Consider the following 26665-nt stretch of genomic DNA (forward strand, 5'->3'; position numbering starts at 1 on the left):
AGAGAGGGTCACCCCTGGCGAGCGGCCCCGCTCAGTGCGCGAAGCAGCGCGACGACCCCGGCCGGGCCGTCCACGACGAGGTCGGCGCGGTCGGCGAGCGCGGTCACCTCGGCCGAGCCGCTGCACACGGTCACGCCGGGCAGGCCCGATCCGCGCACCGCGTCGAAGGCCGCGAGGTCGCCCAGGTCGTCGCCCACGTACAGCACCGAGCGGGCGGACCGCTCGGCCAGGAAGGCGCTCAGCGCGTCGCCCTTGTCCGTGCCCGGCGGACGCAGCTCCAGCACGAACCGCCCGGGCTCGACGATCAGGCCGTGCCGCGCGGCCAGCGCCGCCAGCGGCTCGGCCAGCGTCTCGAACGCGCCCCTCGGGTCGGCCGCCCGCCGGGTGTGGACGGCCAGCGCCCGGCCCTTGTCCTCCACCCAGGCGTCATGCACGCCGAGGGAGGCCAGCGCCTTGGGCAGCTCCGCGCGCACGGCCTCGACGCCCTCGGGCGGCGGCGGCGAGGTCAGCTCGCCCGCCTCCCAGCGCTCCACGCCGTACTGCCCGAGCACCACCAGGCCAGGTACGTCGGCCAGGCCCACGCCGTCCGGGGCCACGCCGTACTCGATGACGGACGCGGCGGGTCGGCCGGTCAGCACCAGGATGGTCTTGACGGCCACGCCCAGCTCCGCGAGCACGGCCGGGGCGTCCGGGTGCACGCGGGCGGAGGCAGGATCGGGCACGATCGGTGACAGCGTGCCGTCGAAGTCGAGCCCGACGACCGCGCCGGACGGATCGGCCACGATCGCGTCGAGCCCCACCGATCCCGCCGCCGTGCGCGGCCATGGCAGGTCGGCCGGCAGGTCGGCGGGCGGGGCGTCACGAGGTTGGTCGGTCACGCGATTTCTCTACCCGGTCGATCAGGGACGCATGCCGAGACGGCGGGCGGCGCGCTCGCGCTGCCGCGCGGCCCGCAGCCTGCGCAGCCGCTTGATGAGCATCGGGTCATGGGCGAGGGCCTCCGGACGGTCGACCAGCTCGGCGAGCAACTGGTAGTAGCGCGTGGCGGAGAACCCGAACTCCTCACGGATGGCCTGCTCCTTGGCCCCCGCGTAACGCCACCACTGGCGCTCGAAGGCGAGGATCCCGAGGTCGCGCTCGCTGAGGCCGCCCTCGGCGGCCGGGGAGGCCGCGGACGGCTGGGAGTCCTGGGAAGCGGCGGAGGCCGTAGAAGCCGGGGAATTCAGGGGTTCTGGGGATGGTTCGTGGGTACCACTGTCACCGTGCACCGGTGCAGTGTCCATGCTCTCCTCCTTGGTCGGGCCCGCGGCGATCACGCCGTGAGCACGCGGCCCGCAGCCATCGTAGTCGGCAATTTGCGGGTGTTCACGGCGGTTGACGAGACGTACAGTCACCAGTTGTGACCCCAGTCATCACGCTTCTTACGGACTACGGGCTGGAAGACGGATATGTCGCCGCCTGCCATGGTGTGATCGTCGGCATCGCGCCGGGGGCGCGGCTCATCGACGTATGCCACCTGATCCCGGCGGGAGACGTGCGCCGGGGAGCGGCCGTCCTGGCCCAGACCGTGCCGTATCTACCGCCCGGCATCCACATCGGGGTCGTCGATCCCGGCGTAGGCGGAGCGCGGCGGGCCGTCGCGATCGAAGCGGGCGACCGGGTGTTCCTCGGACCCGACAACGGCCTGCTGTCCTGGGCGGTCAACGCGTCGGGCGGCACCACGGCCGCCTACGAGATCACCAACACCGACCTGTTCCTGTCCCCCGTCTCGCCCACCTTCCACGGACGCGACGTCTTCGCGCCCGTGGCCGCCCACCTGGGCAACGGGCTGCCGATCAGCGAACTGGGCGCGCAGGTGCCCCCCGACCGGCTCGTGCACCTGCCCGCGCCCACCTCCTACCGGCGCGAGGGCGCGGTCGAGGGCGAGGTGGTCTCCGTCGACCGGTACGGCAACGCGCAGCTCTCCATCAGCGCGGGCGACCTCGGCTCGCTCGGCGTCCGCGCGGGCGACACCCTGGCGGTGTGGCTGGGCCGCCGCCAGCTCTCCGTGCCCTTCCGGGAGACGTTCGCCTCGGTGCCGCCCGGCGACCTGGTGGCGTTCGCCGACTCGGCGGGCCTGCTGGCCTTCGCGATCAACTGTGGCGACGCCGCGCAGCGCCTCGGCATCCCGCCGGGCGCGCACGTCCGGGTATCCCCGGCGCGGTAATGCCCACACCAAAAACCTGACATGAATCTCACTACCCTGCGTATCGCCCTGTTTACCGATCCGCAGGACTACGGCGCCGCCGCATGTCAGAATGGGCGCAGCACCGGCGGATGATCGGGTGCGGGTCCGCGAACCGCGGGCCTGATCCGTTTGGCGAGGGCGCCTTGACCGAAACACGTGACAGACGTCACCGTGGCGCGCACCGCAAGAAGCGCGGTGGCCGTCCGCTGGGTGGCCGACCGCGAGGCCGCCGCCGGGTCCGGCGTGCGCGGCGCGGGCCGTACGCGCTGCCCGCCGTGCTGATCGCGGTGCTCACGTTCGCCACACTGTCCTGGCCGCCCGCGCACAGCGGCACCCGGGCCTCGGTGGGCGACCGCTGGCGGGTCTGGCCGGCGGGCCGCATCTTCCCCGCCTCGGTGCCGGGCACCAGCCCGTCGGGGGCGGCGGTCAGATACCGCCTCACCGGGGTGGCCACCGAGGTCCCGTGCGACCGGGGCCTGCAACCCGACGCGGCAAGGGCGCTGCGGCCCTTCGGGTGCCTGACCATCCTGCGGGCCACCTACGCCGACGGCACGCAGACCTACGTGGCCACGGCGGGCATCGCGGTGCTGTCCGACAAGGCGGAGGGCGCGTCCTCCTCCGCCGCCAGGCGGCTCGGCACCCGGCCGACCGGCGGGCCGCGCCTGCGCCCGCCCTCGGTCCGCCCGGCGGGCTTCGCGGGCGGCGCGGCCGAGGGGTTCGGGGAGCGGCAGTACGTCGCGGGCGCGCTGGCGGGCGGCGACGACCGTTACGTCGTGCTGACGTCGGCGGGCTACGCGGACGGCCGGCCGTACACCAGCGGCACGAGCATCGACTCCCGCCTCACCCGGGTGGCCCGCGAACTCGCCACCACCCTCCACCGAGACCTGACCCGATGACCCCACCCCCACCCCGGGCCCTCCCCCCGGCCCCGCAGCGGAACCTGACGCGGTGACCCCGGCCTTCCGGCGGCTCACGCCGCTCCTCCTGGCGACCGCACTGAGCACGGCACCATCGACGGCCCCGCCGGCCGCGTCCTCCGGCCGAAGCGCGGCCCCCTCCACCCTCCTGGTGAGGATGGGGCCGGAGGAGGATGTGGCGGCGGCGGCGCGGGCCAAGCAGTGGCCGTTGACCGCGTTGCGGGCCTCGGACGCCTGGCGCCGCAGCCGGGGGGAGGGGGTGCTGGTGGCGGTGCTCGACACCGGGGTGGACGCGCGGCATCCCGATCTGGCGGACGCGGTGACGCCCGGGCCCGACTTCACGGGCGGCCGGGGCAGGTCCCGCTACTTCGGGCATCACGGCACCTCGATGGCCAGCCTGATCGCCGGACGCGGGCACGGCAGGCAGGGTGCGAGCGGCGTGCTCGGCGTCGCCCCCGAGTCCCGGGTCCTCTCCGTGCGGGTGACGCTGGAGAACAACGACCCGCAGCGCGGGCGGGTCGCGGGCCGGGGCGGCAACGCGCTGGCGCGCGGCATCCGCTACGCGGCCGACCAGGGCGCCGAGGTGATCAGCATGTCGCTGGGCGGCGGCAGCGGCACCTGGGAGGGGTCGGCGGCCGAGGAGGAGGCCGTGCAGTACGCGCTCGACCACGGCGCGGTCCTGGTCGCCTCCTCGGGCAACGACGGCGCCGGCGGCAACCGTCGCAACTTCCCCGCCGCCTACCCCGGCGTGATCGCGGTCGGCGCGGTCGACGAGACGATGCGCGTGCCGAGGTTCTCCAACCGGCAGGAGTACCTCTCGGTCGTCGCCCCGGGCGCGCGGATCGTGAGCGCCGACGGCCCCGATTCCTACGTGGTCGGCGACGGCACCAGTTCGGCGGCGGCGATGGTGGCCGGGGTGGTGGCGCTGGTCCGGGCGGCCTATCCGGAGCTTTCGCCCGCGCAGGTGCGCAGGGCGGTGGAGCGGGGGACGGCCCGCCGTCCGGCCTCCGGCCACGACCCCTCCTACGGGCATGGGGTGGTCCGCGCCGACCTCGCGCTGGCGCAGGCCGCCCGGATGGCGCGGCGCACCCGGCCGGGCCCCACGCCCATGATCGGACGGGGTCCGGCGGCGACCGGAAACGGAAAGACCACAGCGGTCAAGCCCTCGCAGACCAGCAGATCCGGCGCCAGAAATGTGCATCCGGTCTATTTCGGCGGTGGGCCCCCGCCGCGTGATCCCGCGCCCTCGCGCTGGCTCGTGGGAGCGCTGTTGCTACTGGTCAGCGCGCTCGTCGGAGTGGGGGTCGTGATCCGCCATCACAACGCGCACCGATATGTACGACAACATTGATCAGCTACAAAATGCGTGTATAGACGGAGTTGTCAAGGGATGTTGGCGAAGGATCGCGTATGCCAATATTGGCCCCATGAGCGCGCTCCGCACCGCCCGCGTCCCGGACAGCTCCGCAGTCTTCCACGAGATCCTCGCCGAGCTGGCACGCATCGAGCAGCGGGTGTCCGCCGATCCCACGTTCGACGAACGCACCAGAGCCGAGGGCCGCACCTGGGCCTTCTCGCTGCTGCGCGTGGCACTCGACACGCAGGTATGGGCGCATCCGCACCGGCCGCGCTTCACCGACATCGTCTGGCCGTACGCGAAATGGGGCGGCGACAACGCCGACGCCTACTTCTGCTTCACTCCCCTCGACCCGGAGCGCACCTATCTGGTGACCGGCCAGCGGGCGGACGCGGCCTACATGTCCCTCACCCTGTACGGCGGGCCCGACGACGGACGCTACGCCGAGCGCATCGTGGCCACCGCCAACGACCGCACCATGCGCTTCGGCCTCGACGGCTCGTTCGAGCTGATCCTGTCCCCCGAGGAGCCCCCGGAGGACTCCACCGCCAACTGGCTCCGCCTGGAGCCCGACGTGGTGTGCGCGATCACCCGCGACTACCTGGTGGACCCCGAGACGGGACGCCGGGCGGCGTGGACCATCGAATGCCTGGACGCCCCCAGCGCGCCGCCGAAGGAGACCGACGCCGACCTCGCGCGGCGGCTCACCGCGGCGCTGACCTGGCTGCGTGAGCAGTCCACGCTGGTGCTGCCGCTGGTGGAGGAGAACGACGTCGCCGAGCCGTACCCGGTGCCGACCGAGACCTTCGGCTGGGCCGCAGGCGACGCCGCGTACGCCATGGGCTCGTTCTCCCTCGAACCGGGCGAGGCCCTGCTCATCGAGGGGCGCTCGCCGGAGTGCGCCTTCTGGAACATGTGCCTGTGGAACCCGTTTCTGCACACCTACGACTACGCGTGGGAGCGGGTGACGATCAACGGCGGGCAGGTCGAATACGAACCGGACGGCTCATGGCGAATCGTGGTCGCTGCCAACGATCCGGGCATGCCCAACTGGGTGTCCACGGCCGGGCACACCCGCGGCCGGATCTGGTTCCGCTGGTTCCTGCCGGATCGCACCCCGGAACGCCCGATCACCAAGGTGATCAAACGCTGATCGCGTCCCGGGTCACTCTTCCGCCAGGATCGCCACCGCTCGTGGTGGGTTAAGCGTCAAGTCGGTCCTGTGCCCGCCGCGGTGCTGGGATGCTTCGGGCGACACATCGCATCCACCCGGGCGGCGGGTCTATTCGCCGTGCCCGGGAGAGCTTCGGGGGAAAGAAAGTATGATCCGTCGCATTCTTGTCGCCACCGCCATCGCGGGGATGGCCGTGATCGTCCCGGCCGGCATGGCGTCGGCCCAGGCCCAGGACCCGATCAAGGACGTGCTCGGGCTGGTCTTCGGCGCGCTGCAGGAGGGCGGGCTCAGCGACCTGGCGGGCGGCGCCGCCGGCCTCGGCGGCCTGGGCGACTGAGCGCCCCACCCCAACGGACCAGGCGAGCCGCTCCGGCGGACTGAGCCGTGAAACACCTGAGCCCTCCACAAGACCGGCCTGTGGAGGGCTCAGACGTGCGTGGACCGCCTCAGCCGATGTGGACCACGTCCTGGCTCTCGGCGAAGTGGCAGGCGCTCTCGTGGGCCGTACCGGCCCGCACTTCGAGCACCGGCTCCTGCTCGGCGCAGATCTCCTGCGCCTTCCAGCACCGGGTGCGGAACCGGCAGCCGGAGGGCGGGTTCGCCGGGGACGGCGGGTCGCCCTGCAGGATGATCCGCTCACGCTGCTCGCGGCCGTCCGGGTCGGGCACCGGGACGGCCGACAGCAGCGCCTGGGTGTACGGGTGGGCGGGCTTGTCGTAGATCTCCAGGTCCTTGCCCAGCTCAACGATCTTGCCCAGGTACATCACCGCGACCCGGTCGGAGATGTGGCGCACCACCGACAGGTCGTGGGCGATGAAGATGTAAGCGAGGTCGAACTCGTTCTGCAGCCGCTCCAGCAGGTTGATCACCTGCGCCTGGATCGACACGTCGAGCGCGGAGACCGGCTCGTCACAGATGATGATCTCCGGCTGGAGCGCCAGGCCCCGGGCGATGCCGATGCGCTGGCGCTGGCCACCGGAGAACTGGTGCGGATAACGGTTGATGTGGTCGGGGTTGAGACCGACCACTTCGAGCAGGTCCTGCACCTTGCGGCGGCGCTCGCCCTTCGGGGCCACCTCGGGGTGGATCTCGAACGGCTCTCCGATGATGTCGCCGACCGTCATCCTCGGGTTGAGCGAGGTGTACGGGTCCTGCATGACCATCTGCACGTTGCGGCGCATGCGCTTCAGCTCGCGCCCCTTGGCGCGGGCCATGTCCTTGCCGTTGATCGTGACCGATCCCGACGTCGGCCGCTCCAGCGCCATCAGCACCTTGGCCAGCGTGGACTTCCCGCAACCGGACTCGCCCACCACGCCCAGGGTCTCGCCCCTGTGCAGGTCGAAGGAGACGCCGTCCACGGCCTTGATCTGCCCGATCTGCCGCTTGAAGACGATGCCCTGGGTCAGCGGGAAGTGCTTGACCAGGTCGCGGACCTCAAGGACCCGCTCACCCGTGGCTGCCATCGAGGACCTCCCTCCAGTAATGGCACGCGCTGTTGCGGTCCGGGTTGATCTCGTTGAGCTGCGGGATGTCGGTGACGCAGTTGTCCTGCCGGTAGGGGCAGCGCGGATGGAAGGCGCAACCGGTGGGCATGTCGAGCAGGTTCGGCGGCATGCCCTTGATCGCGTAGAGCTCCTGGCCCTTGAGGTCGACCCGGGGGATCGACTCCAGTAGTCCCTTGGTGTAGGGGTGGCCGGGGGTGCGGTAGATGTCGTGCACCGGGGCGTTCTCCACGATCCGCCCGGCGTACATGACGGCGATCTTGTCCGCCACGTCGGCCACCACGCCCAGGTCGTGGGTGATCAGGATCAGCCCCATGTTGCTCTCGCGCTGCAGTTCGGCGAGCAGCTCCATGATCTGGGCCTGCACCGTGACGTCGAGCGCGGTGGTCGGCTCGTCGGCGATCAGCACCTCGGGGTCGAGTGCGATGGACATCGCGATCATGATGCGCTGGCGCATGCCGCCCGAGAACTGGTGCGGATAGTCGTGCAGTCGCTGCCTGGCGGCGGGGATGCGGACCCGCTCCATCAGCTCGATGGCCTTCTTCTCCGCGTCGCGCTTGGACATGCCCCGGTGCACCCGGAACATCTCGCTGATCTGCCACCCGACGGTGAAGACCGGGTTGAGCGCGGACAGCGCGTCCTGGAAGATCATGGCGATCCGCTGGCCGCGGACCTGCGAACGCGCCTCCTCGCTCAGCGCGAGCAGGTCGGTGCCGCGAAACCGGATCTGTCCCTTGGGGATCCTCGCGGGCGGCATGTCGAGAATGCCCATGATCGCCTGCGCGGTCACCGACTTACCCGACCCCGACTCCCCGAGCACCGCCAGGCTCTCTCCGGCGTTGAGGGTGTAGGACACCCCGTTGACGGCCCTGACCAGACCGGCTCGGGTGACGAACTCCACGTGCAGACCGTCGACCTCCAGCAGCGGGTCGTTGCCCAGCCCTCCCTCGGCGGGCAACACTGCGGTGGCGGTGTTCTTCGCGGATTTCACGGATCCCCCTTATCTCAGCTTCGGGTCGAGCGCGTCGCGGACGGCGTCGCCGAGCATGATGAACGCCAGGACGGTGATGCTGAGGAAGATCGAGGGGAAGATCAGCGGGTGCCACGCCTCCAGGAAACGGTCACGCGCGTCGGCGATCATCAGACCCCAGGAGATCTCCGGTGACTGGATGCCCACGCCCAGGTACGACAGCGCCGCCTCGGCCGAGATGAAGCCGCCGAGGTTGATCATGGCGATGACGATCACGGGTGCGAGCGCGTTCGGCAGGATGTGCCGGAACATGATCCGCCCGGCCCCGGCCCCCAGCGCCCTCGCCGCCACCACGTAGTCCTGGCTCTTCGCGGTGATGACGGCCGCCCGCATGATGCGGAAGGTCATCGGCCACGAGAGCACGGCCAGCGCCAGCATGACCGTCCACACGTTGCCCCGGCCGAACACGACCAGGATGAGCAGCGCGCCCAGGATCGGCGGGATGGCGAAGAAGATCTCGGTGGTCCTGGACAGCACCACGTCGGTCGCGCCGCTGCGGAAACCGGCGATCAGGCCGAAGAGTCCGCCCCAGATCGCTGTAACGATCGTGGTGCTCACGCCGACCAGAATGGAGACGCGTGCGCCGTAGAGGGTCTTGGCATAGACGTCGCAGCCCTGGTTGTCCTGGCCGAACCAGTGGGCGGCGCTCGGCGGGTTGCGGGCCTCGGCGAGCGGACAGTTCACCGCGTCGTACGGGTCGATCGAGGTGAACAACTGGGGGAAGAGCGTCATCACCAGGAGGATGAAGATCAGGACCGCCGAGCCGATGAACAGCGGACGCCTGCGCAGGTCGTACCAGGCGTCGCTCCACAGGCTGGCCGGCTTGCCTTCCTTCTTCTTCGGCGCGGGAGCCTCGGGCGACGTGCCCGGTTCCGTGGTCTCGGGGACGACGGCCGGGGCCACCTGGTCCAGGGCGTCCTTCTCCTGGGCCTCGGGGTGCAGCGGGCCTGCGGGTCGAATGTCACTCATAGCGGATCCTCGGGTCCAGCACAGCGTAGAGCAGGTCGACGATCAGATTCGCGAGGATGTACACGAGAACCAGGATCGTCACGATGCCTACGACGACGGGTTGCTGCCGTTCGTGCACCGATCTGAACAGTTCCTGCCCGATTCCGGGGATGTTGAAGATCGATTCGGTGATCACCGCGCCGCCCATCAGCGTGCCGAGGTCGGCGCCCAGATAGGTGATCAGCGGAATCAGCGCGTTCCGCAGCGCGTGCCTGCCGATCACCCGTCTTCGAGGGAGTCCCTTCGCGACGGCCGTTCGCACGTAGTCGGCGCGCAGGTTCTCCACCAGGCTGGTACGTGTGAGCCTGGTCAGGTACGCGATCGATGTGCCCGCCAGGACGAATCCGGGCACCACATAGCTGATCCAGCCGTCGGCCACGCCGGCGATCGGGAAGATCGTCACGCCCGTCCAGCGCTTGAGCTGGACGCCCAGGACGAGCTGCAGGACGAAGCCGGTCACCAGGACGGGGACCGAGATCAGGACGAGGGTCGAGGCGAGGATCGCGGTGTCGGTGGCCTTGCCGCGGCGCAGCGCCGCCCACAGGCCGAGACCGACGCCGATCACGGCCTCCAGGAGCAGCGCGGTGATCGCCAGGTTGATGGTCACCTGGAACTTCGCGGAGATCAGCTCGGACACCTCGACGTTGGCATAGGTCCTGCCGAGGTCTCCGCGGAGCACGCCCAGAATGTAGTAGCCGTACTGGACGATGAGGGGGTCGTTCAGGTGGTACTGCTCGCGCAGAATGCCGACGACCGTGGGGTCTGTGCGCTTCTCTCCCGCCAACGCCGCGATGGGATCACCAGGCAGTGCGAAGACGGTAGCGAAGATCAACAGGGTGGCGCCCAGTAGGACTGGGATCGCCTGAATCAGACGTCTTATGACGTAGCGGCCCATTCAAAGCCTCCCATACATGCGCAAAGGGCAGCCTCGGTACCCAGGGTTGCGGTGCCAAGCAGACTGCCCTCATCGCGGTTCCCCTCAGGCCGGACGCAGCCACGCGCCCGGCCCTCGGAGGAATCCTTCTAGGCCTTCTCGACGGACTCCCACTCAACCTGGTTGAGCAGGTTAATCTTCACACCCTTGACGTGCTCTGAATACCCCGCGTTGATCTTGTAGAAGTAAACGGGAATGTATGGGAGATCCTTGTTCAGGACGTCGGCCGCCTGGCGGTAGAACTCCAGGCCCGCCTCCGGCGTGTCGGCCGTGTCGCCCTTGACGAGCAGCTCGTCGAACTCCTTGTTGGAGTAGCCGGCGTAGTTGGAGCCGGTCTTCGCGGCCTCCGTGGAGAAGATCGGCGTCAGGTAGTTCTCGGGGGACGGGTAGTCGATCGCCCAGCCCATCCGGAACATGCCGGTGTACTTCTTGGCGTCCAGCTCGTCGAGAATCGCCTGGAACTTCTCGAACGGCTTCACCGCGACCTCGACGCCGAGGCTGGCGCGCAGGTTGTTGGCGACGGCCTCGATCCACTCCTTGTGGCCGCCGTCGGCGTTGTAGCCGAGCTCCAGCTTCTTCGGGCCGTTGGCCGCGGCGTAGGTCTCCTTGGCCTTGGCCGGGTCGTAGACGCAGACCGCGCAGGCGCCCTGCTTGTAACCCGAGATGGCCGGGTTGATGAAGTCGTCGGCCGGGGCACGGGTGCCGGAGAAGACCTTGTCGGCGATCGTCTGACGGTCGATCGCCATCGAGATGGCCTCGCGGACCTTGACGTTCTCGTAGTCCTTGTTGTACTTCAGCGGGAAGCCGACGTAGCCGATGCCGGCGTCGGGCTGCTCGATGTACCGCTCGCCGAGGTCGGTCTTGGCCGTCGAGATCGACGAGGCCGCGAGCTGGTCGACGATGTCGAGCTGGCCACCGCGCAGGTCGTTGTAGGCCGTCTCGGTGCTGGTGTAGACCTTGAACTGCAGCTTGCTGAACTTCGGCTTCGCGCCCGGGTAGGCGTCGTAACGGGTCAGGTTGATCGCCTGGTCCGTGCCCTTGCCGTACGGCTTGTCGATCGAGAACTGCCCCTGGCCGATCGGCTTCTTGGCGTAGTCCTCGGTCACCTTGCCGTCGGTGCCGAAGGCGGCCTTGGGCAGCGGGTAGAACGCGGTGTAGCCGAGCATCACCGGGAACTGCGAGAACGGCTTCTCGAGCGTCACCTCAAGCGTGGTGTCGTCGACGGCCTTCAGACCCGACATCTCCTTGGTGGAGGGGGTCTTGCCCTCGCCCGGGTTCAGGTCCGCGTAGCCCTTGATGCGGCCGAAGAAGTAGCTCGCCGACTGCACGTTCTCCTGGTTGGCGGCGAAGTTCCACGCGTCGATGTAGTTCTGCGCGATCAGCTTTTCGCCGTTGTGCCAGGTATAGTTGGGCTTGAGCTTGATCGTCCAGACGGTGTTGTCCGTGGACTCGATCGACTGCGCGACCTCGTTCACGGTCTCTTTCTGGTCGTTGTAGCTCACCAGCGGGGCGAAAATGGCTGCGAGGACTTCAGCGCCCTCGGTCTCGGTGGTGTCACTCGGGTAGAACAGCTTCTGCGGCTCCCCGATCTCCATCCGGACTGGGGTGTCGCCGCCACCGCTGCTGGTGGCTCCAGGCGAGCCGCTGTCGCCGCCGCCGCCGCACGCGGCGACCGCGAGAGCGAGCAGCGCGGTACCGGCGAAAAGTTTTGCGCCCTTGGTCACACGCATTGTGGGTCTTTCCTCCCTCTCAGGTGGGCATGGTTCTTGAGCTGCGATGCTCTCCCAGCAACCGAGGAAAGGGGCCTGGTTACCCCCGCCCCGGCCGCGCGGTCGAACCAGCCGACGCCCTGCCAGTCGATCGCTACAATCCCGCACTACTTCTCACCACCAAGTCTCTGGCGCGTTGCAGTTCGGTCACACGTACGCCCGCCGGGCGTCACACGCATTCCGCTAAGTGCGCTCAAACGGGTCGTCTGCGCGACAAACCAACCAGACAGTTGGATAGCCGGATGTTGACTCGCATACACGGCGCGCGCCGTGCGCCGAAATACGCGGACGGCCTCGACACCCGCGTGCTTGCCGACACGGAACCCTCCCGTGGGCTACGGTTGACCCGGCTTCCGATTCGCGGGGCCGGTCCGGGGCAGGGCTTGCGGAACCTCGCATACGCCACGGAACCGCTCTTGGGCAGGCAACGTCCAACCCGCTGTGCACGCCGGGCCGAACAGACCACCATCGCAGGCACCCCAATCACCAGGATCCAATAGAGTCCTTGCCATGAGCCAGCCGGAATCCGCCGTCGCGGACGCCCGGGCGGGCGGCCGGAAAGACGGCACCCCCTCCCCAGGGAAGGAGTCGCTGGCCCAGCTCGCCGCGCGATACGGGCTTCGGCGTGCCATCGCACGCCCAAGTCTGCCCGCCTACCTGCGCCAGTTGTGGGAGCGCAGGCACTTCGTGCTGACCTACGCCACCTCTCGCAACATCTCCAAGTACAGCAACTCGGCGCTCGGGCAGCTCTGGCAGGTGCTGACCCCGCTGCTCAACGCCGGGATCTACTGGGTGATGTTCGGTGTGATCCTCGGCACCAGCAAGGACATCGATAACTACCCGGCCTTCCTGATCACCGGCATGTTCGTGTTCACCTACACGCAGCGGGCGGTCAGCGGCGGGGCCAAGTCGATCTCCGGCAACCTGTCGCTGATCAGGGCGCTGCACTTCCCGAGGGCCGCGTTGCCGCTCGCCTACACGGTGCAGGAGCTGCAACAGCTTTTCATCTCGATGGGCGTGCTGGGCGTGCTGGTGCTGGTCACCCAGGAGCCGATCACCTGGGCCTGGCTGCTCATCCCGGTCGCGCTGCTGCTGCAGACGATGTTCAACATCGGCGCGAGCCTGGTCCTGGCGCGGATCGGCGCCTTCGCCCGCGACATGAACCAGCTCCTGCCGTTCATCATGCGGACCTGGCTCTACTCCTCCGGCGTGTTCTTCGCGATCGGCGACAAGATCCACGCCGCGCAGCTGCCGGGGATCGTGTCCGACATCCTCTACATGAACCCGGCGGCCGCCTTCATCGAAGTGATGCGCGAGATCCTGCTCCAGCGACACGATGCCCCGCCATGGATTTGGGGTGTCTGCGTATTCTGGGCAGTGTTCGCATTGCTCGTCGGCTTCTGGTTCTTCTGGCGCGCCGAGGAGAGGTACGGCCGTGGCTGAACTGACCGAGGAGCTGTCGCACGTGAAGTCGGAGGAACCCGGCGTCCCGTCGAAGGACGTCAAGGTGCACCCGGTGGAGCCGCAGGCTCCCGCGTCCCCCGCCCCCGCCGGCACCCCCACGGTCATCGTGGACGATCTGCACATCGTCTACCGCGTGTACGGCGCGGCCTCCGACGCCGAGCGCGGCAACGCCGCCAACGCGCTGCTGCGGCTCGTCCGCCGGCAGGGCCGTCCGCAGATGCGCGAGGTGCACGCCATCAAGGGCGTGTCCTTCGTGGCCCACCACGGCGACGCCATCGGCGTCATCGGCCGCAACGGCTCCGGCAAGTCCACCCTGCTGCGGGCCATCGCGGGCCTGCTGCCGCCGCACTCCGGCGCGGTGTACACCGACGGCCAGCCGTCCCTGCTGGGCGTCAACGCGGCGCTGATGCGCGACCTCACCGGCGAGCGCAACATCGTGCTCGGCTGCTACGCGATGGGTATGAAGCCCAGCCAGGTGAAGGAGAAGTACTCCGACATCGTCGACTTCTCCGGCATCGGCGAGTTCGTGCAGTTCCCCATGTCCACGTACTCCTCCGGCATGGGCGCCCGGCTCCGCTTCGCCATCGCCTCCGCCAAGGCACACGACGTCCTCCTCATCGACGAGGCCCTGGCCACCGGCGACCGCGACTTCAAGCGCAAGAGCCAGGAGCGCATCAAGCTCATGCGCCAAGAGGCCGGCACGGTCTTCCTGGTCGCCCACAACCTCGACGTGATCGAGGAGACCTGCAACCGCGTCATCTGGCTGCACAAGGGCAAGATCAAGATGGACGGCGGCCCCAAGGAAGTCCTGGCGGCCTACAACCGTGCTTGATTGCGACGCTCCGCGTCGCGGCTCGGGCGCTTATGACCGCCGCCTTCCCTCGTCGCTCATCCGCTCGTTCCTCACTCCTTCACTCCTCAGTCCAGGCATCGGCGCGCCCTCCCGGCTTGATTGCGACGCTCCGCGTCGCGGCTCGGGCGCTTATGACCGCCGCCTTCCCTCGTCGCTCATCCGCTCGTTCCTCACTCCTTCACTCCTCAGTCCAGGCATCGGCGCGCCCTCCCGGCTTGATTGCGACGCTCCGCGTCGCGACGTCACCCGGGAGGTGTGTCCCGGGTCGCGGGGGTGGGGTGGGGCGAGCAAGATGGGGATGGTCATGAAGGATCAGAACCATCGGAGGTAGACCCGTGTCGCAGCGGCCGCCAATCCCGTATGACTTCCTGCCCCAGGTGCCCGCGCTGAGCGTGGAGAGCGACGACGTCGTCGACGGCCAGACCCTGCCGGACGCGCAGGTGTTCGACGACTGGGGCATGCCCGGACAGAACCTCTCGCCGCACCTGCGCTGGTCCCCCGGTCCCGAGGGCACCAAGAGCTACGCCGTCACGTGCTTCGACCCCGACGCCCCGACCGGCAGCGGCTTCTGGCACTGGGTGCTGTTCGACATCCCGGCCGACGTGACCGAGCTGCCCAGCGGCGCGTCCGGGTCCGGTGACGGCAAGGGCCTCCCCGAGGGCGCCGTGCACGCCCGCAACGACTTCAGCCGCAAGTCGTACGGCGGCGCCGCACCGCCCCCCGGACACCCCCACCGCTACGTGTTCGCGGTGCACGCCCTGGGCGTGGACAAGCTGGGCGTCGACTCCGACACCCCGCCCGCCGTGGTCGGTTTCAACATCACCGGCAACACGCTGGCCCGGGGTTACATCGCCCCCGTGTACGAGACCTGAGCGCGGGCAACTCCCTGACAGCGCGACCGGCGTTCCGCTATGATTCGAACGTTGTTTCGATCGGGAGACGCCGTCAACAAGGGGCGCGCGATGAGAGATCTGTCGACCGCGATCGACCACCTGGCAGCCGAGGACCCAGCAGACATCCCGCGCGCCCAGCTCGCCGAGCAGTTATTGGAGCTGCACTGGCAGATGGCGCGTCTGCAGGCCCAGATCGCCCGCCGTACCGGCCTGCGCCGGTCGGCGGTGGGGCTCTGAGGGGTCGCGGGGGTTCCTCCAGTGGCCGGTGCGCCCTGTGGGGCGCACCGGCCGCTCGCCGTACAGGCCCCGGCCCATGACCGCCGCCCGGCCCTCACAGGCCCGCCAGCGGCCTCCTGGCGGCGCCCGGAGCGGGCCTCAGGCCGACAGCCGGGCCGCCCCCACCGGCGCCGGCTCGTACGGGAACCGGTCGGCGAAGGCGGGGGTGAGGTCGGTGAGCCAGGTCGCGTGCGGGTCGTACCGCGCGAAGAACGGACGGCCCACCAGCTCCGGGTCACGCGCCTGGATGAGGTGCAGCACGAAGACCTTCTGCCCGGCCACCTCGGTCACGCCGTCCACGCAAACCTTGCCCGGAGTCGCCGACATCGACGGGCCCCGCACGGTACGGCACAGCCCCGAGACCGACGAGTACGCGTCGCGGAAGATCTCGTACGCCCTGGCCAGCGGCACCGCGAAGTAGTCCTGCGGCCCGGTGTCGCGCTCGACGAACATGTAGTACGGAACCATCCCGAGGGTGAGGTTCCGCCGCCACATCATCGCCCAGGTCTCGGCGTCGTCGTTGATGGAGCGGATCAGCGGCGCCTGCGTGCGGATCACCGCGCCGGTGTCCAGGATGCGACGCACCGCCTGCTGGACGATCTCCGGCTCGATCTCGCGCGGGTGCGAGAAGTGCGCCATGAACGCGAGGTTCTTGCCCGACTCCACCACCCGGGAGAACAGCCGCAGGGTGTCGTCGGCGTCGGGGTCGGAGATGAAGCGCTGCGGCCAGTACGCCAGCGACTTGGTGCCGATACGGATGGATTCGAGCTGTTCGACCTCGAGCAACGGCTCGATATAGCGCCGCAGCACCGGCTCTCGCATGATCATGGGGTCGCCGCCGGTGAGCAGGATGCTCGTCACCTCGGGATGCGCGCGGATGTAGCGGACGAGCTGCCCGATGTCGTCGGAGGCCATCTTCAGGTCGGGCTCGCCGACGAACTGCGCCCAGCGGAAGCAGTAGGTGCAGTAGGCGTGGCAGGTCTGCCCCTGTTTAGGGAAGAAGAGAACGGTCTCGGGGTACTTGTGCTGGAGCCCGGGAACCTGCTCCTGCCCGACGCGGGGAATGTTGAGCTGGAGCTGTCCAGCGGGGTGGGGGTTGAGCTTCATCCGCACGTCGTGGGCGACGGCGCTGATCTCGCTCTTGGCCGCCTCGGCGCGCAGAAGCCCGGCGATCCGGCTGACATCCGCCTCGGGCAGCATGTCGGCCTGGGGAAAGACCAGACGGTACATGGGGTCGTGGGGCACCGCCGTCCAGTCGATGAGCTCGTCCACGACGTAGGCGTTGGTCCGGAACGGCAGAACCGTGGCCACCGCCCGGATCCGCAAGCGCTCCTCGTCGTCGAGTCCGGCACGCTGCAACAGTTCGTCCAGGTGCTTGGTGGTGTAGGCACGGAACCCCCGACTACCGTTCTGCTTCAAGATCACTAGGCCCTTCCCTCCTTTTCTCTTCCGAGACGTAAACCTCTCGACCGGCTCGTGCGTCCTCTAATTTTCATATACCCCGACGTGAGAACCCCCTCGGGTGGTTCCAGGGAGACCCAAGTTTCTTTGGGCATCCAGCGATCCCCCTGCTCACAAGGGGTTTCACAAGGTCGCTAAGTTCAGCGTAAAGCGGACACTATCGCGACATATCTCGTTCGACGTACACTCGGACCCATGAGCAGTGCGCTACCCGGCAAAGCGGATCAACGCGCGTCCGATGCCGAGCGCGACCAAGTGGCCACGGTCCTCGCCGAGGCCCTCGCCACCGGTCGTCTCACCAGTGTCGAACACGCCGACCGGCTCGCGGCGACCTACTCGGCCGTAACAGTCGGCGATCTCGTACCGATCACCGGCGACCTCCCGGCCCCGACCGGGACCATGCCCGCCGCATCGATGGAGAGACAGCAGGTCGGAGCCATCTTCAGCAAGGTGATCAGGGGCGGCAGGTGGGTGCCCGCCCGCCATACCGAAATGCGATCGACCTTCGGCGCCCTCATCGTGGACCTCACCGAGGCCGTCCTGCCCGGCCGCGAGATCACCCTGGAGCTGAACGCGTTCTGCGGGAAGCTCATCGTCAGGGTCCCGCCCAACGCACGGGTCGTCGAGGAGGGCGGGGTGCTGTTCGGCAAGCGTCAGGTCGTCACTGCGGCGGGCCACGGGCGGGACGACGAATCGGGGCCGCTGATCCGGATCACCGGCCGGGCCGTCTTCAGCAAGATCATGGTCGTTCCCTGAGGCTTCCCCGCGCGACTCCTCCGGCGGGCGCGTCCACCGGGCCCATCCCCGCCCGACCCCGCCCGACCCTGCCCAACAGGGCCTCCCCGCTGGTAGTGACCGCGTAAGCTGCGCCTACGATGCGGTGAGACACACTCCGCACGAGGTGACCGCTTGCCCGAGACCGACCCATCCGGCCAGCCCGGCGCCGAAGCCGCCGGCGCGGCCGACGGCCGGTCAGGCACGGTCCCAGCGGCGGCACCGACAGCACCGGCGGCACCGGAAAAACCGGCCGCGCCGGTGGCCCCCATCGCCCTGGACGCCATGGGCGGCGACCACGCGCCGGTGGAGATCGTCGCGGGAGCCGTCCAGGCGCTGCGGCAATACGGCGTGCCGGTGGTCCTCGTCGGCGCCCCCCGCCCGCTCCACGAGGCCCTGATCGAGCACGACGCGGCCTGGCAGATCCCGATCGTGCGCGCCGAGGAGGCCCTCGACATGAGCGCGGGCGCGCTGGCCAGCCTGCGCCGTCCCCGGTCGAGCATCGCCGTGGCCTGCCACCTGGTGCGCAGAGGCGACGCCTCCGCCGTGGTGTCCGCCGGATCCACCGCCGGGATCGTGGCCACCGGACGCCTGCGGCTGCGCGGCCAGCAGGGCGTGCTGCGGCCCGCGCTCGCCGTCGTGCTGCCCACCCTGCCGCGTCCCACCGTCCTGATCGACGCCGGGGCGAACGCCGAGGTGAAGCCGGAAATGCTCGTGCAGTTCGCCCATCTCGGCGTCGCCTACGCCGAGACCGCGCTCGGCGTGCCGAACCCCAGGGTCGGCCTGCTCACCATCGGCAGGGAGGCCGAGAAGGGGGACAAACTCACGCGACGGGCGCATGAACTTCTGGTGTCCGCGCCCGGTCTCACCTTCGACGGCAACGTCGAGGGCCACGACCTGCTCACCGGCGCGGTGGACGTCGTCGTCACCGACGGCTTCACCGGTAACGTCGCGCTCAAGACCGTCGAGGGCGCGGTGCGCTTCACCATCGGCGAGCTCCAGGAGACCGTGGAGGGGAGCCGGCTGGCCAGGCTCGGCGCGCTGTTCCAGCGCACCCAGTTGCGACGGCTGCGGCGGCGGCTCGACCCCGAGGCGTACGGCGGCGCCGTCCTGCTCGGCCTGAACGGCACGGTCGTCATCGCGCACGGCGCGTCCAGGGCCAAGGGGATCGCCGCCGCGTGCGCCCTCGCGGCCCGGCTGGCCGCGGCCGGCACCATCGCCAGGATCGGCGAGCGGATCGCCGCCTCCCACCGCCCGCACCGCCTTTGGTCGTGAGTCCCACGCGTGACTCCCGCTTACGCTTCCCAGGACCGCGATTCGCACGGTGACCAGGGAGATCAAACCCGTTGGGGCCATGGATCGGCAGCCGATACCCTAGGGGCATGACCGACCCGCAGCTCGTCCTGACCGAGCGCGTCCAGCAGGCGCTGGCCGACGCGTTCGGGGCGGAGTTCGCCGACGCGGACCCGCTGATCCGGCCCTCGCAGTTCGCCGACTTCCAGGCGAACGTCGCGATGAGCCTGGCGCGGCGACTGCCCGATCGTCCCAAGCCCCGAGACGTGGCGCAGACGATCGCCGACCGGCTCGCCGACTTCCCAGGCACGGTCGAGGTCAGCGGCCCGGGGTTCCTCAACATCACCCTCGCCGACGAGTGGATCGCCGAACAGGCGGAGCGGATGTTCGAAGACCCGCGCGCCGGGGTCCCGACGATCACCCCGGCACAGACCGTGGTGATCGACTACTCCGCGCCCAACGCGGCCAAGGAGATGCACGTCGGCCACCTGCGCACCACGATCGTGGGCGACGCGCTGACCAGGGTCAACGAGCACCTCGGCAACCGGGTCGTCAGGCAGAACCACCTGGGCGACTGGGGCACGCCGTTCGGCATGCTGATCGAGCACCTGCTCGACATCGGCGAACAGGCCGCCGTCGCGCAGCTCGAGGCGGGTGAGGGCACGCCGTATTACCAGGCCGCCCGGCAGAAGTTCGACAACGACGAGGCGTTCAAGCGGCGGGCTCGCGAGCGGGTGACCACCCTCCAGTCCGGCGACCCCGAGACGCTGCGGCTCTGGCACGTCTTCATGGACGCCACCATCCGCTACTTCAACAAGATCTACTCCCTGCTCGGCGTCACCCTCACCGACGACGACATCGCGGGCGAGAGCATGTACAACGACATGCTCGCCCAGACCTGCGCCGACCTTGAGGCGTCCGGCGTGGCGGTGGTGAGCGAGGGCGCGCTGTGCGTCTTCCCGCCCGGTTTCACCGGCTCCGACGACAAGCCGCTGCCGCTCATCATCCGCAAGAGCGACGGCGGCTACGGCTACGCCACGACCGACCTCGCCGCCGTCCGCTACCGGGTGCACGACCTCAAGGCCGACCGCATCCTCTACGTCGTCGGCAACGACCAGTCACTGCACTTCCAGATGGTCTTCGCCGCCGCCCGGATGGCCGGGTGGCTGCCCGAGTCGGTCTCCGCCGAGCACATCCGGATCGGCATGATGCTCGGCAAGGACGGCCGGCGGTTCAAGACCCGCTCCGGCGAGTCGGTCAAGCTGATCGAGCTCCTGGAGGAGGCCGTCGACCGGGCCCGCACCGCGATCGCCGAGCGGGGCTACGACGACACCACCCGTGAGGAGATCGCGCGGGCCGTCGGCATGGGCGCGGTGAAGTACGCCGACCTGTCGCTCAGCCACGAGAGCGAATACGTCTTCGACTTCGACCGCATGCTGGCGATGACCGGCAACACCGGCCCCTACATGCAGTACGCGCAGGCCCGGATCCGCTCCATCTTCCGGCGCGGCGGCGTCGACCCCGGCACCGTCACCGGCCCCATCCACCTGGGCGAGCCCGCCGAGCGGGCGCTGGCGCTGCAACTGCTCGACTTCCCCGCGGTCGTCGAGCGGGTCGCCGAGACGGCCGAGCCGCACCGGCTGTGCGCGTTCCTGTTCGACACGGCGACGGCGTTCACCGGGTTCTTCGAGACCTGCCCGGTGGTGAAGGAGGGCGTGCCGCCCGAGGTCCGTGCCTCCCGGCTCGCCCTGTGCGCGCTCACGCTGCGGGTCCTCCACACGGGCCTCGACCTCCTGGGCGTCCCGGTCCCCGACCGCATGTGACCACCGCCGGCCGCCCGGTCGGTCGCGGTCGGTCGCCGGTCGGGACCGTTCCGGCGACCGGATGGCACCGGGTGGTCCCGGAACGCCTGCTCTGGGCGCGCCTCCGTGGACATGAAGACCTCCCGGGTTAGGCTTTGCGCGGTCATTGGAATGTCCGGCATGAGACAGCGGCGGGAGTCACCCATGTCCGGACGAACCCAGCGTCTACGGGGGGTTCCCGCTTGAGCATGGATCTGACCGCGAGCCCCCGTGCCGCGACGGAGCTCCATCGCAGCGCCGAAGCGCTCCTCGCGCACCTCGCGGCGGGCGGAGCCACCCCCACCCTGCCCGGCACGTTCACCGACCTCGACGGCTACTGGCTGCCGCCCGCGATGGAGTCGCTGGTGGCGCTCATGTCGGGTGCCGACGCCCTCGAACCCCTCGCCAGGGCGGCGCAGCGCGACGAGCGCCGCACCGCGCTGTTCCTGTGCCTGGCCCTCGCGGTGGCCGGCCAGGGCGACCGCATCCATGCCTCCTGGCTCGGCATCGCCTTCGGCGACCTGTCGGCCGAGCAGCCCGTCGCGCACGGCCAGCGGGCGCTGTGGGTCACCGCCGCGCGGGGCGCGTACGGCCCGGCCGGCAAGATCTTCGTGCTGCGCAAGCTCGACGCCGTGGACCTCCCGGTTCAAACCGATATCGACGGCTGGCTGGACTCGCTCATACCAGGCAACCCCGCGGTTGTCGTACCTCACTCGCTCGTGGACTACCCCGAGCTCGCCGAGATCCCCGAGATGGCCGCGCCCGCCCAGGCCGCCGCCAAGCTCGCCAGGTTGCACGGCCGGTGCGTGGAGATCACCTCGTCCAAGCGTCCCGACGACAGCGCCTCGCCGCCGATGCGCAACGGCTCGGGCCGTCCCGCGTCCGCCTGGGCGCACGACGAGCCGCTCGCGGTGCTCCGCGCCCTGATCGGCGCGGGCGGCCCCGAGGGCCCCATGGGCTCCCTCGTCGGTCACCTGCGCGACGACCTCAGCCCCGGGGCCGACCCCGACCTCGCGGCCGTCGCCCTGCACGTCGTCGCGCCCATCGTCCGCTCCGTCGCCGAAGATCTCGCCGAGGCGACCACGGCGACGCCGCCGTCCCGCGTCACGGTGCCCATCCTCGGCCACGACATCGTCCTGCTCCCCGAAGGCCCCGACCCCGAGTCCATGGCCGCCGCCGAACGCCGCGTCACCGAAGAGGGCGTCCCCCGCCGACGCGGCCCCTGGCCCGGCCACCTCGCCGCCGCCCTGAGCGCCATCCTGGCGGTCGCGGCCTTCGTCGTACCACTGCTGCTCCTGCTCATCCCCGGCGCCGCCCTGGCCGCCCTCGCCGCACACCTGATGTGGCGCCAGAAAGCCCAGGCCCGCACCGACGGCGAATACGTCACCGCCCGCACCACCGAACTACGCGAACTGGCGGATGGCGCGGTCTGGGCCATGCACGAATACGCCCGAGAGGCCGAAACCCGCGCCCACACCGCCGCCGACGACCTCACCGACCTGACCCGCCTAATCCGCCGAGGCCCCCGCGCGGCCTAACCCCCGGCGCCTCTTCCACTCGTACCCGCACCGCCGTACACCGTCGGGCTGCCGTGGCCGTCGTGCGGCCGCCGCGCCGTCAGGGCCGTACCGGGGCACGCCCAATGGGCCTCGCCCGGCGCTCACGCCCGGGGGCCGGTGGTGATCGACTGGGCCGATGCCAGGGAGGGGCCGCCCTCGCTGGACTGGGGGATGTCCGCTCTGATCTTGGCGGAGGTGGCGGTGGGCCCGCGGGTCGACGCGTCCCCGGCCCGGACGATCTTGGTCTCCCTGCTCGGCGACGCCGACCATGCGATCGACCTGGAGAGGGCTCTGGCAATACGGGCCGCCAACCCGACGCTGAGTCAGGCGGAGAGACGACTCCTCGACGAGGCCATGGCGCCGGCGAGTTCCCCGCACCTCACGATCCGCCACGTGGCGGATCACAAAGGCTGAAAACCGTCGCCGAGGCCCCCACCCGCCTGGACGTCTGGACTACCCGAAGGCTGATGTGCGGCGCTGCGACCGCGACGGTGAACAGGCGCACGATGGTGCGCCGCGACGCGAGGTAGGCCCTGTGGCGGGGGTCAATGAGGTTCAGCGGGTGTGGCGGCTGGGGTTCGGGCCGCCACACCGCTGGTGTGGGTTGTGACGCGGTCGGTCCTACGGTGTAGGAAGCAGGTCGCCGGGGCTCGTTGGAGGGGGGATGTCCGTTGGTGGCCTCGGCGGCCGGAGTCAGACTGCGGAGATCTCGACGTCGGCCGGGGCGAGAAGGAAGACCTTCTCCGCGATCCGTTCGATTCGGCCCTCGCAGCCGTAGGCGAGACCCGCCGCGAAGTCGACCATTCTGGTCGCCTCGGCCATCGGCATGCCGGTCACGTCCATGATGACCGTCTGGCCCTCACGGAAGTGCCTGCCAATGGTGGGCGCGTCGTTGTACTCACGCGGCTGCACCATGACGATGCGCGCGGGCTCGCCGGCCTGGTGCCACCTGCGCGCCGCCCGCTCGGACGCCGGCATCCACTCTTCGTCTTCCGTGCCTTCGTACTCATAGGGCTCGTCGTACTGATCAACGTTGCCCAGGCCAAGATAGCTGGCTACCTTGCGCACTGCCCCCATCGGCTCGTCCTTTCCTCATCAGGAACGCGCCTCATTCGGCTCGTCCCGACACAATGGACGCTAACCGACGATTCGATGCTCGCCACGCGACACGCCCAACACTTTCCTATTTTGTACGGCTCAATCCCGGAGAGCGAACGGTTATCCTCCCCCGATAACCTGTCCCCATGCGGATGTTCACTGTCGACGCCTTCACCAGGCAACCGTTCAAGGGTAACCCCGCAGCGGTCTGCCTGCTCGACTCTGATGCTGACGACACGTGGATGAGATCTGTCGCGGCGGAGATGAATCTCTCCGAGACGGCCTTCGTGACCGGCCTGGACGGCAGTCAGCCGTATTCGTTGCGCTGGTTCACACCTGCGGTGGAAGTGGCATTGTGCGGGCATGCGACCCTGGCGACGGCACATGTCCTGTATTCGATCGGCGCCGCGGTGGAGGCCATCCAATTCTCGACCCTGAGCGGAATCCTGACCGTGAATCGCGGCCCGGACAATTTGATCAACATGGATTTCCCGGCGAACCCACCCGAGTCCGCCCCCGCTCCGGAGGGGCTGACGGAGGCCCTGGGGGTCACTCCGAGATGGGTGGGCCGTAGCCAGTTCGACATCCTGGTGGAGGTGGAGTCGGCGAGCGCCGTACGCGCGCTGGCCCCCGATATCGCGGCGCTCAAAGCGGTGGAGGCCAGAGGCGTCATCGTCACCGCGGCCGCGGACGGGGAGGCGGGCGAGGCCGACTACGTGTCCCGGTTCTTCGCTCCGCGCGTCGGCGTGCCCGAGGATCCCGTGACCGGGTCCGCGCACTGTGTGCTGGCGCCGTACTGGTCGGAACGGTTCGCCAGGCCGGATCTCGTGGGAGCCCAGCTCTCGCCACGTGGCGGTTTGGTGTACACCCGCCACGTGAGCGAAAGGGTCATGCTCGGCGGACACGCCGTGATGGTCATGAGCGCCGACTTGCATGCCACTCCGATCTAACGACAGTTCCACGCTACCCGCGCGAACCACGTTAAACCCGTAGCAAGATACGAAATCTAGGACAATTAAGTAGAACGAGGTTGATCAGCGCCCAGCGCTCGCCGGGGCGGTCTCACCGTGAGTGGTGGGCCGCCCCGCGCCCCGGCGCGGGCCCTTGAGCCACATGTAGCTGCCACGCAGGCGGCGCTCCCCGCCCAGCGACCCGAACGCGAAGCGGCAGATCTGCTCCTTCACCCAGGCGGCGCTCCGTCCGGTCAGCACACGCTCGGTCGGCGAGTCGTCGCCCCGCACCATCTGGATCACGCCGTCACGACGACCGAGGCTGATGCACTGGATGATGTACCTGAAGCGGAAGTCCTGTGCCTTGCGCCCCGCCGCCCGCGCATTGATCACATCGGCGGCGTGGGCGGCGATCGGCATGCCGATCGCGCACGACATCCGTGAGATGCCCGCCCCCGGAACCTCCACCGCGCCCGCGTCTCCGACGACGTAGACATCCGGGTGCGACACCGACCTGAGCGTGCCGTCCACCCGGGCCCGGCCCTTCTTGTCGACCGCCAGCCCGGCCTCCGCCGCCACCGCCGGCACGGTGAACGAAGCCGCCCAGACGATGACATCCGCCGAGATGTGGCCGCGGTTGGTGTGCAGCACCCCTTCGTCCACCGATTCCACCCGCGTGTCCTCGTGCATGGTCACGCCCAGCCGCTCCATCGCCCCCGCGATGTGCTTGCGCCCCTTGTCCGACAGGCCCGCGCCGACCGTGGAACTCGCCACCAGCCCGACGCTCCACGACGGGTGACGCTCCGCCAGCTCGGTGGCCATCTCGATGCCCGTGAGCCCACCGCCCACCACGACCAGGTTCCCGCCGCCGGCCTGCAGGCGCCCACGCAGCTCACTCGCCCGCTCCACCGTGTAGGTGTGCTCGGCGACCCCGGGCAGGCTCATGTCCGTACGGCTGCCCAGCGCGTAGACCAGGGTGTCGTACGGCACCTCGCGTCCGCCCGCGATCCTGACGGTCTTCGCCTTCAGGTCCAGCTCCGTCACCCGGCCGGTCACCAGCTCGATGCCGGTACCGCGCGTCAGCTTCGCCAGGGGAGTGGAAACGCTCGGCCGTCCCGCCACATACTCGTGCAGCCGGACCCGCTCGGTGAAGTGCGACTCCGCGCTGATGACCGTGATCCGATGCCGACGGTTCAGCCGGAGGGCGGTCGTCATCCCCGCGTATCCGGCGCCGATCACCACGATGTTCATGCCAGCCTCCTTCGTCGTCGTCCACAGGGGAGACCGACCGGCCGACGAGAACGTCTGAGTGATGTGCCTCACACGGAGATATGCCTGAGCTTGTTGGGGTTCCGCATGACGTCGACGCGAGTGACGCGATCGTCGTCGACGGTGAACGCCACAACGGAGTCGACCTCGCCATCGGCGGTGAGCACCACCACGCCCGGAGCGCCGTTGACATCCCTGAACGCGATGGACATCCCGTCGAGCCAGCGATTGACCAGCCCGAGCACCAGCCTCGCCACCTTGGGCGCACCCGCGACCGGAACCATGGACGCGGTGACCACACCACCGCCGTCCGTGTGCCAGACCACGTCCGGGTCCAGCGCGGCCACCAGGGCGGGCAGATCGCCGGTCGTGGCCGCGGCCGTGAACGCCTCGACCACCTTCAGGTGAACCGCCCGTGGCGGCGTACGGCGCGGGCCGTACTCCCGGACCCGCCCTCTCGCCCGCGACGCGAGCTGCCGTACCGCCCCGGCGCTACGGCCGAGCACGCTCGCGATCTCCTCGAATGGCATGCCGAAGATGTCGTGCAACACGAACGCGGTCCGCTCGGCCGGCGAAAGCCGTTCGAGGACGGCCAGCAGCGCCACGCTGACCGACTCGTCCAGGGTCGCCCTGTCCTCCGGACCCGGCTCCGACACCACCGGCTCAGGGAGCCATTCACCGACATAGGACTCACGACGAGCCCGCGCGGAGGTGAGGGCGTCGTAGCAGACCCGGCTCACGACGGTCGTCAGATAGGCACGGGCGTTCTCGACGTCCGCCTGGCCGGCACGCCGCCAGCGCAGCCATGCCTCCTGAACGGCGTCGTCGGCATCGGCGACGGAGCCGAGAATGCGGTACGCGATCCCCCAGAGATGGTCGCGATGAGCTTCGAAGTCGTCCACAACGGGTCAACTGTACGGCCCGGGTCCGGACATGCAGAAGGGGAGGGGCTCCCAGCGCCGAAGCGCGGGAACCCCTCCCCTTCATATTCAAAGATCGTGCGGCGGCGACCTACT

The 26665-nt window shown here is 69.6% G+C and carries 27 protein-coding genes; 16 read left to right on the forward strand and 11 right to left on the reverse strand.

Features of this window, described 5'->3' with window-relative positions:
• Positions 1-8: 8 nt before the first annotated feature.
• Both otsB and P3X83_RS35030 read right to left on the reverse strand, forming a co-directional pair.
• A complete protein-coding gene (gene otsB, locus P3X83_RS35025) occupies positions 9-800 on the reverse strand; it encodes a trehalose-phosphatase (RefSeq protein WP_277309663.1) in 792 nt (263 codons plus the stop codon).
• 99 nt (positions 801-899) lie between these two features.
• A complete protein-coding gene (locus tag P3X83_RS35030) occupies positions 900-1283 on the reverse strand; it encodes a DUF3263 domain-containing protein (protein WP_346742776.1) in 384 nt (127 codons plus the stop codon).
• A 116-nt stretch (positions 1284-1399) separates the two neighbouring features.
• On the opposite strand from P3X83_RS35030, the gene P3X83_RS35035 reads away from it, so the two are divergent.
• The 6 genes from P3X83_RS35035 (at position 1400) to P3X83_RS35060 (ending at position 6012) form a co-directional block, all read left to right on the forward strand.
• Positions 1400-2206 carry an SAM-dependent chlorinase/fluorinase gene (locus P3X83_RS35035; protein WP_277309637.1) on the forward strand — a complete coding sequence of 269 codons (807 nt, stop codon included), beginning with the start codon at positions 1400-1402 and terminating at the stop codon, positions 2204-2206.
• A gap of 177 nt (positions 2207-2383) precedes the next feature.
• Positions 2384-2509, forward strand: a complete 126-nt coding sequence (locus P3X83_RS35040; protein ID WP_277309638.1) for a hypothetical protein — start codon at positions 2384-2386, stop codon at positions 2507-2509.
• Positions 2503-3123, forward strand: coding sequence for a hypothetical protein (locus P3X83_RS35045; protein WP_277309639.1), 621 nt, complete (start codon positions 2503-2505; stop codon positions 3121-3123). Before P3X83_RS35040 ends, P3X83_RS35045 begins: the two co-directional genes overlap by 7 nt.
• A 52-nt stretch (positions 3124-3175) precedes the next feature.
• Positions 3176-4495, forward strand: coding sequence for a S8 family serine peptidase (locus P3X83_RS35050; RefSeq protein ID WP_277309640.1), 1320 nt, complete (start codon positions 3176-3178; stop codon positions 4493-4495).
• Positions 4496-4571: 76 nt separating this feature from the next.
• Positions 4572-5654, forward strand: coding sequence for a DUF1214 domain-containing protein (locus P3X83_RS35055; RefSeq protein WP_277309641.1), 1083 nt, complete (start codon positions 4572-4574; stop codon positions 5652-5654).
• Between the two features lie 169 nt (positions 5655-5823).
• Entirely contained in the window at positions 5824-6012 is a 189-nt protein-coding gene (locus tag P3X83_RS35060; RefSeq protein WP_277309642.1) for a hypothetical protein, read from the forward strand.
• 109 nt (positions 6013-6121) lie between these two features.
• Here P3X83_RS35060 and P3X83_RS35065 read toward each other — a convergent pair whose 3' ends face one another.
• The 5 genes from P3X83_RS35065 to P3X83_RS35085 all read right to left on the reverse strand — a co-directional run bounded on the left by P3X83_RS35065 (position 6122) and on the right by P3X83_RS35085 (position 11879).
• Complete coding sequence (locus P3X83_RS35065) at positions 6122-7138, reverse strand: dipeptide ABC transporter ATP-binding protein (RefSeq protein ID WP_277309643.1); 1017 nt, start codon at positions 7136-7138, stop codon at positions 6122-6124.
• On the reverse strand, positions 7122-8168 hold the full coding sequence (locus tag P3X83_RS35070; protein ID WP_277309644.1) for an ABC transporter ATP-binding protein: 1047 nt from the start codon (positions 8166-8168) through the stop codon (positions 7122-7124). The genes P3X83_RS35065 and P3X83_RS35070 overlap by 17 nt, the downstream gene beginning before the upstream one ends.
• Before the next feature lie 9 nt (positions 8169-8177).
• The gene (locus P3X83_RS35075; protein ID WP_277309645.1) at positions 8178-9176 is read right to left on the reverse strand and encodes an ABC transporter permease; all 999 of its coding nucleotides are present in this window, start codon (positions 9174-9176) and stop codon (positions 8178-8180) included.
• On the reverse strand, positions 9169-10110 hold the full coding sequence (locus tag P3X83_RS35080; RefSeq protein ID WP_277309646.1) for an ABC transporter permease: 942 nt from the start codon (positions 10108-10110) through the stop codon (positions 9169-9171). The genes P3X83_RS35075 and P3X83_RS35080 overlap by 8 nt, the downstream gene beginning before the upstream one ends.
• Positions 10111-10238: 128 nt before the next feature.
• Positions 10239-11879 (reverse strand): ABC transporter substrate-binding protein, encoded by a 1641-nt coding sequence (locus P3X83_RS35085; RefSeq protein ID WP_277309647.1) that lies wholly within the window; start codon positions 11877-11879, stop codon positions 10239-10241.
• Between the two features lie 549 nt (positions 11880-12428).
• On the opposite strand from P3X83_RS35085, the gene P3X83_RS35090 reads away from it, so the two are divergent.
• From P3X83_RS35090 to P3X83_RS35105, 4 genes are all read left to right on the forward strand, one after another.
• Entirely contained in the window at positions 12429-13361 is a 933-nt protein-coding gene (locus tag P3X83_RS35090) for an ABC transporter permease (protein WP_277309648.1), read from the forward strand.
• Positions 13354-14214: an ABC transporter ATP-binding protein gene (locus tag P3X83_RS35095; RefSeq protein WP_277309649.1), complete on the forward strand. Its 861-nt coding sequence runs from the start codon at positions 13354-13356 to the stop codon at positions 14212-14214. Before P3X83_RS35090 ends, P3X83_RS35095 begins: the two co-directional genes overlap by 8 nt.
• Before the next feature lie 356 nt (positions 14215-14570).
• The gene (locus tag P3X83_RS35100) at positions 14571-15107 is read left to right on the forward strand and encodes a YbhB/YbcL family Raf kinase inhibitor-like protein (protein WP_277309650.1); all 537 of its coding nucleotides are present in this window, start codon (positions 14571-14573) and stop codon (positions 15105-15107) included.
• A gap of 90 nt (positions 15108-15197) precedes the next feature.
• A complete protein-coding gene (locus tag P3X83_RS35105; protein ID WP_277309651.1) occupies positions 15198-15365 on the forward strand; it encodes a hypothetical protein in 168 nt (55 codons plus the stop codon).
• A gap of 138 nt (positions 15366-15503) precedes the next feature.
• On the opposite strand, the gene P3X83_RS35110 is transcribed toward P3X83_RS35105, so the two are convergent.
• Positions 15504-16829, reverse strand: coding sequence for a lysine 2,3-aminomutase (locus P3X83_RS35110; RefSeq protein WP_277309653.1), 1326 nt, complete (start codon positions 16827-16829; stop codon positions 15504-15506).
• Between the two features lie 231 nt (positions 16830-17060).
• Between P3X83_RS35110 and P3X83_RS35115 the strand changes: the two genes are divergently transcribed.
• From P3X83_RS35115 to P3X83_RS35135, 5 genes are all read left to right on the forward strand, one after another.
• On the forward strand, positions 17061-17621 hold the full coding sequence (locus P3X83_RS35115) for a DUF1707 domain-containing protein (RefSeq protein WP_277309654.1): 561 nt from the start codon (positions 17061-17063) through the stop codon (positions 17619-17621).
• Positions 17622-17900: 279 nt separating this feature from the next.
• On the forward strand, positions 17901-18914 hold the full coding sequence (gene plsX, locus P3X83_RS35120; RefSeq protein ID WP_277309665.1) for a phosphate acyltransferase PlsX: 1014 nt from the start codon (positions 17901-17903) through the stop codon (positions 18912-18914).
• 107 nt (positions 18915-19021) lie between these two features.
• Entirely contained in the window at positions 19022-20755 is a 1734-nt protein-coding gene (argS, locus tag P3X83_RS35125; RefSeq protein ID WP_277309655.1) for an arginine--tRNA ligase, read from the forward strand.
• A gap of 227 nt (positions 20756-20982) precedes the next feature.
• Positions 20983-22311 (forward strand): hypothetical protein, encoded by a 1329-nt coding sequence (locus P3X83_RS35130; RefSeq protein WP_277309666.1) that lies wholly within the window; start codon positions 20983-20985, stop codon positions 22309-22311.
• Positions 22312-22452: 141 nt separating this feature from the next.
• Positions 22453-22746 carry a hypothetical protein gene (locus P3X83_RS35135; protein WP_277309656.1) on the forward strand — a complete coding sequence of 98 codons (294 nt, stop codon included), beginning with the start codon at positions 22453-22455 and terminating at the stop codon, positions 22744-22746.
• A gap of 279 nt (positions 22747-23025) precedes the next feature.
• Here P3X83_RS35135 and P3X83_RS35140 read toward each other — a convergent pair whose 3' ends face one another.
• A complete protein-coding gene (locus P3X83_RS35140; protein ID WP_277309657.1) occupies positions 23026-23409 on the reverse strand; it encodes a cell division protein SepF in 384 nt (127 codons plus the stop codon).
• Between the two features lie 167 nt (positions 23410-23576).
• Between P3X83_RS35140 and P3X83_RS35145 the strand changes: the two genes are divergently transcribed.
• Complete coding sequence (locus P3X83_RS35145) at positions 23577-24380, forward strand: PhzF family phenazine biosynthesis isomerase (RefSeq protein WP_277309658.1); 804 nt, start codon at positions 23577-23579, stop codon at positions 24378-24380.
• 84 nt (positions 24381-24464) lie between these two features.
• Here P3X83_RS35145 and P3X83_RS35150 read toward each other — a convergent pair whose 3' ends face one another.
• Both P3X83_RS35150 and sigJ read right to left on the reverse strand, forming a co-directional pair.
• On the reverse strand, positions 24465-25631 hold the full coding sequence (locus tag P3X83_RS35150) for an FAD-dependent oxidoreductase (RefSeq protein WP_277309659.1): 1167 nt from the start codon (positions 25629-25631) through the stop codon (positions 24465-24467).
• Between the two features lie 68 nt (positions 25632-25699).
• Entirely contained in the window at positions 25700-26551 is an 852-nt protein-coding gene (gene sigJ, locus P3X83_RS35155) for an RNA polymerase sigma factor SigJ (RefSeq protein WP_277309660.1), read from the reverse strand.
• Between the last annotated feature and the right edge of the window lie 114 nt (positions 26552-26665).

The sequence above is a fragment of the Spongiactinospora sp. TRM90649 genome (genome assembly GCF_029382225.1).
In the GTDB taxonomy this organism is placed as follows: Bacteria; Actinomycetota; Actinomycetes; order Streptosporangiales; family Streptosporangiaceae; genus Spongiactinospora.